The sequence below is a fragment of the Protofrankia sp. BMG5.30 genome (assembly GCF_001983005.1).
In the GTDB taxonomy this organism is placed as follows: Bacteria; Actinomycetota; Actinomycetes; order Frankiales; family Frankiaceae; genus Protofrankia; species Protofrankia coriariae.
Map to the genome: position 1 here is coordinate 1 of NZ_MOME01000083.1, position 5654 is coordinate 5654.

Below are 5654 nucleotides of genomic sequence, written 5' to 3' on the forward strand. Positions count from 1 at the left end.
CCAGCTCTCGCGCAACGATCGCGGCGTGGCTGAGGGCTCCCCCGATGTCCACGACCAGGCCCCCGGACACGAACATGATCGAGGCCCAGCTGGGATCGGTCGTCGGGGAGACCAGGATCTCCCCCGGCTCGACGGCGGTGTTATCGGAGTCGCCTACGACGCGCACCAGCCCATCGACAATGCCAGGACTGGCACCGACACCCTCGAGCACGTCAACGATCGGCGTGGCGTCCCCTGTCCCAGGTCCGTCGAGGGCGCTCGGTTGCCCCAGCCACGCGGGCGGGATTCGCAGGGTCTCATAGTAGGCGCGACGCTCACGCCGTCGGGCCACCAGCTCGCGGGCATCGCGTGGAGGAGCGACGATCTCGTCTGTCGTCAGGTAGAAGACGTCCTCGACATCGCCGAGCAGGCCCTCGTCGACGAGATGCTCCCCGATGCGTCGCGCAGCCGCACGCGCCATGTCGAGAGACTGCAGAAACGCGGCCTTGCCGACTCCCCGCAGCGGGATGACGTTAGCCGCCAGACGGAGGACAAGACGCGCGCTCGGGCGACGGTGTCGTGGCAACGATGCCAGAAGTTTGCGCTCGAGCGCCTCGCGGGCCCGTCGCTTCTCCTCTTCGGCGCGTGTGGGATCCGCGCTCTCGTCCAGCACGCGGTAACCTTCCAGGAGTTTGCATAATGCGGTGTCGTCCTCCCGCCACACATGCCCCGAGATCTCGCCTTCACGGGGGCCGTGGAAACCGTGTCGCCGCACGACCTCCTCGATGGTCATGCGGTCCCGGGACGCGGCCCACATGTCGGTCACGATCGCGCTCTCCGCGTGCGCACCGTACCCGCTCATGAATGACGTCACCTCTCCGGCACCAGCACCTTCCACAAGTCGTCGGAGCTGCTCATAGACCGGCTGTACAGCGCACAAGACGTGGATGCCCTGTGCGGTCACGTTGCGGTCGAAACGCCGTGCGGCCTCACGGAACTGCCTGGTGGCCTCGGCACGAGAGAGGTTTTTCGTCTTGCCGATGTTCTCCAGCCACCACTGCTGCGTCTCGGCGTTCGCTCTGCACACCCTGTGTCCGATAAGCGCGAAACTGTAGGGAAAACGTACGGCGATGACCGGCCACCGGCGACGGCTCGGGCTGCTCGCCAGCTCCGGCGGCATGGCACCCACCACCTGCTCGGCCACTGCCGCACCCGAGGTGCCGGGGATTCGATCTCCGATCCCGACCAGGAAGTCCACCCGGCCTGCCACCCGGCCGTAGAAGACGTTGCACACACGGTCCCGCTCGTCGGCGGGGAAACCCCTTTCCTTTCGTGTCAGCGCACCCATGCTTCCGAACGCCGCCCGGGTGGCGCGCTCCGCCGTCGGGCCCCAGAACGTCCATCCCAGCGGCGTCATCACGCCCGGCATTGCCTCACCGAAGTTCGAGGTGCTCCAGAAAGCCTGGGGCGCGCTGCGGCTGTGGAGCGGATCCCACTGCTCGACAGCCGGTTCCATAGTCATGGTTGTATTCCTCTCGTCGCCGCTCTCCCGGTAGCTGTCCTGGCACCGGTTCGCGCGAACAGCTAGCGCACGGCCGCAGGTTGCTGACCGGACGCCGGAGTCACACCTCCAACATCCACTTCCGCGCCTCCCGTTCCCTTGCTCCGCCGGGAGGCTGTCGCATCGCGCTTCGAGCGCGCCTTCCTCTGGCGCCACACCGCGAAGGCGACGGCCGTGATGACGGCCACACCGTTGAAGAGGTCTGCCAGCCACTGCACGCCGGTGACGAGCTGCAGACCTTTGATGCCGGTGGCCAGGGCGTAGAGGGCGATGAGCGTCCCCCACACGTTGAAGCGGCCCGGATACAGCTGCGTCGACCCCAGGAAGACTGCGGCGAACGCTGGCAGCAGCAGCGCTCCGCCGAACGTCAGCGACGGCCCTGACAAGGATGCGTACAGGACACCCGCAATCCCGCACAGCGTCGCGCTCGTCGTGAGGGAGAACCACGTCCAGGTCCCCGTCCGCACGCCGGACAGCCGAGCCGCCTCAGCGTTCCCGCCGACGGCGTAGATATAGCGTCCCACCGGGGTCTGCGACAGCACCAGCCACAGGATGATGGCCACCACGAGCATGTACAGGACGACGATCTGAAAGCCGAGCACCTCGCGTTGGGTGAGGTCGCTCCAGGCTCGGCTCGTGKGCGGAAGCGGTTGTCTCTGACCAGAGACGATTGACTGAAGTGCCGCGATGATCGAGGCTGCCCCCAGGGTGGCGATGAAGGAGTTGACGCGCAGCACCACGACCACGAAGCCGTTGACGGCGCCGATGACGAAGCAGGCGACAACCGTGACACCGATGGCCGGCCACATGGACCAGCCCTTGTCCGCCTGCAGGACGGTCACGATGATGGTCGCGAGGTTGACGGTCGCACCGACGGAGAGATCGTAGGCTCCCGCGGCGAGCGGCACCAGGACGGCGAGAGCCACAATGGCCGCGATTGCCTGTTGCGCGGCCACCGAGTGCAGGGTGCCCATCGTGAGAAACAGGTCTGGCACCCAGATACCGAAGACGATGATGATGAGCGCCCACAGGTACAGGCCGGAGAAACGGTCGAAGCCCAGGCCTGGTCGAGGACGCGCGGGCGGCGAGGCGCTCATGCCGCCCGGTCCTCGGAGCCCAACGCCTCGCGGGCCACTTCGGCCACGGTCAGCGCGCCATTCGACAACTCGGCCACAAACCGTCCGTCGCGGAGCACCATGACGCGACGGCACAGGGCAACCAGCTCGTCATAGTCCGAGGAGCTCACGACAGCCGCCGCCCCCGCCTCCACGGCCGAGAGGATCTGACGATGGATCTCGGCCTTCGCGCCGATGTCGACACCCTGTGTGGGCTCGTCGAGTAAGAGAACCCGAGGGGCACATCTGAGCCACTTGCCGAACAGCACCTTCTGCTGGTTGCCACCGCTGAACGACCCGAGGGGAGCGTCCACCGCGCCGCGCGGGCGGACGTCGAGCCGCTCGAACCACGTTCGGGCCTGGGCGACTTCGAGTCGCCGCCGTAAGCGCGGGGCGCGCCAGAGGGCCCGGAGGGCTGGCAGGGTCAGGTTTTCGCGTGCCGACATCGACATGACGCCGCCCAGCCGAACGCGATCGGCCGGCAGCAGCGTGAGCCCCGCGGCGATCGCGCGGTCTGGTCGTCCGGGAGCCAGGATCACATCGCCGATCTGGACCCGGCCGCTGCTTCGCGGGATGGCGCCGAAGATCGCCGGGAGCAGYGTCTCCCGCCCAGAACCCGTGAGACCGGCGACACCGACCACCTCTCCCGGACGGACGGTGAAGTTCGCGGTCACCAGCGGGCCCGCCGACAGATCCTGAACACGCAGCACGGGAGCTGCGTGCGCCGTGGGCAGCGAGTCTGACGCCGCGCTCACCTCCTCCAGCTCGCCGCCCACCAGATGTTCCACCAACTCGCGCCTGGTGAGGGCCCTTGCTTTGGTGGTCACGACCTTGCGGCCGTCGCGCAGGACGCTGACGTCATCGGCAACCTCGAACACCTCGTCCAGGTGGTGAGTGACATACAGGACACCGACGCCGCTCGCAGCCACTGCCCGCACCACCGCCAGCAGCTGTTTGACCTCGGTGTCCGGCAAGGTGGCCGTTGGTTCGTCGAGGACCAGCAGGCGCACGCTGGTCCTGTCGGCGTCCGCGAGGGCCCTTGCGACAGCCACCCCGGTACGCTCGGCGGCAGCTAGTCCGCCCACGAGCGTATCGGGGTCCAGCGCCAGGCCCAGACGCTGAAGCGCCTCTTCCGTGCGCCGCCGCAGGGCCTTGCGACGCACTGCACCGCAGCGCGTGGGGAACCCCGTGGTCAGTGCGACGTTGTCCGCCACGCTGCAGGTGTCCACGAGGCCGAGATCCTGGTGCACGAAGCGGCAGCCGAGGTCGTAGGCAGAGGAGGCAACGCCGGCCTGCAGCGGCTGACCGCCGACTTCCACGCTGCCGCCCGGATCGGGATGGTGGTAGCCGGAGAGCGTCTTGATGAGCGTGGACTTCCCCGAGCCGTTCTCCCCCAGCAAGGCGTGCACGGTGCCGGCGTCGACCCGTAGGTCGACACCGGTGAGCGCGCGTGTCAGGCCGAAGCTCTTGCTGAGGCCGCGTGTGAGGAGGCTGGGTGGGAGCGGACCAGCTCCGTCGGCCCGCTCCACCAGCTCGCGAGGAGTCACCCTGTTTTCCACAGTTTCTCGAACTGCTGCCTGTAGTCCTCGGGCCGGTCGATCGAGTCCTGCGGGCTTCCCAGCGTCTCCTTGGTGAGCAGCTGCAGCGGAAGCGCACCGTTACCCGGTTCCACGGACATGCCCTGCGCATAGCGCAGCGCGACATCCACGGCCTTCCAGGCCATGATGTTGAAGGGCAGGAGCGTGAAGGCCTTCGCCTCGCCGGTCTGCAGCTCCTGCTGGTTGAACTTGGCCGGGTTGATACCGAGCAGCTGGACGTCGGGAAGACCTGCCGCCTTCACCGCCGCCTGCAGGCCCTGTGTGAACTCGCCCTGCACTGTGACCACATACTTCACGTCCCGGTTGCGCTGCAGCGCGGACACGACCGCCGGCACCACCTGTCCGCTGCTCACCTGGGCCAGCGTTACGTCTACCGTCCCCACCGAGCAGTCCGGGCATCCCGACTTGATCGTGGACACATACTGGTCTGTCGCAATCTTGAGCGAGCCCACGTCCGGGACGTTCACGATCAGCGACTTGCCCTGTCCCTGCGAGTCCGCGATGAAGAAGTTCGCGATCGCGCTCGCCTGAGCTCGAGCGTCGGCGGGCCCGTCAAGCGATCCTGCGGGGACGATCGGGTTCGCTGTCGTCTCACCGACAGCGATCGGGATGAGCGGCACGCCGGCCCTCTGGAACGCAGGGATCTGACTCCCCCAGACGGCCTCCGGTATGCCGGCGAAGGCCACGCCCACCGGCTTCGGGTTCATCTCAAGAGCCTGCTGCATGCCAGCGATAAGCGTCGCCGGGTCCGCAAGCTTGATCGGCTGGTTCTTGTATTCGAGACCCGCAACCTTCGCAGCCTCGCCCATACCCTTGGCGAGCACCTGGCACAGACCRTTCTCGCAAGAGAGAAAGACGAGCGTGCCTCCCTTGGCCGGAGCGCTCTTCAACGGCTCGGTCACTCCAACGGACGTCGGGGTCCGCAGCAGCCTCGCCACCTCTGCCTGGGCTGCCGCCAGCACGGCGGAGCCCCTTCCCGCCGTGGTCGGGGTGACGACGTCCTTGCCTGCGTCGTCGGAGCTGGAGCATCCGACCAAGGCGAGAACTAAAAAGGTCGCGGCAGCAACAACTGCTGCTGCCGGACGCAGGATGCCGCGCCGCGAGAGCGGTGCGGGCGTGGACACGTGGGACATTGAGCTCCTCTTACCTGGACCGATGGTGCCGGTCGCCTACTCACAGCGCTGAGCCGGCCGCAGGTGAGGGGAGTGACGGCCGTCACAGATTTTTCGTCAAATCTATATTTGTTTTGAACGTTGTCAAGCAGCACAGGAACGCCCCCGATGCCAGGTTCTGTCCGCCGGACGGCCGAGAGCAGCCGGCAGCGCGGTAGATGTCAAGTCAAATGAGACAGTTGGTCGTTACTCGGTTGGCTTGGGACTGGCTGGTTGATCCACACGGTCT

4 protein-coding genes are annotated in these 5654 nt (G+C 67.1%); all 4 read right to left on the bottom strand.

Translation table 11 applies throughout. The features are described from left to right. On the bottom strand, positions 1–1501 hold a 1501-nt coding region (locus BL254_RS24450), incomplete at its 3' end, for a PEP-utilizing enzyme (RefSeq protein ID WP_139342500.1). Between the two features lie 62 nt (positions 1502–1563). After that, positions 1564–2637: an ABC transporter permease gene (locus BL254_RS24455; protein WP_076845366.1), complete on the bottom strand. Its 1074-nt coding sequence runs from the start codon at positions 2635–2637 to the stop codon at positions 1564–1566. Next, a complete protein-coding gene (locus BL254_RS24460; RefSeq protein ID WP_047224978.1) occupies positions 2634–4184 on the bottom strand; it encodes a sugar ABC transporter ATP-binding protein in 1551 nt (516 codons plus the stop codon). Before BL254_RS24460 ends, BL254_RS24455 begins: the two co-directional genes overlap by 4 nt. Positions 4185–4198: 14 nt before the next feature. Next, positions 4199–5377, bottom strand: coding sequence for a substrate-binding domain-containing protein (locus BL254_RS24465; RefSeq protein WP_254858498.1), 1179 nt, complete (start codon positions 5375–5377; stop codon positions 4199–4201). Positions 5378–5654: the final 277 nt, after the last annotated feature.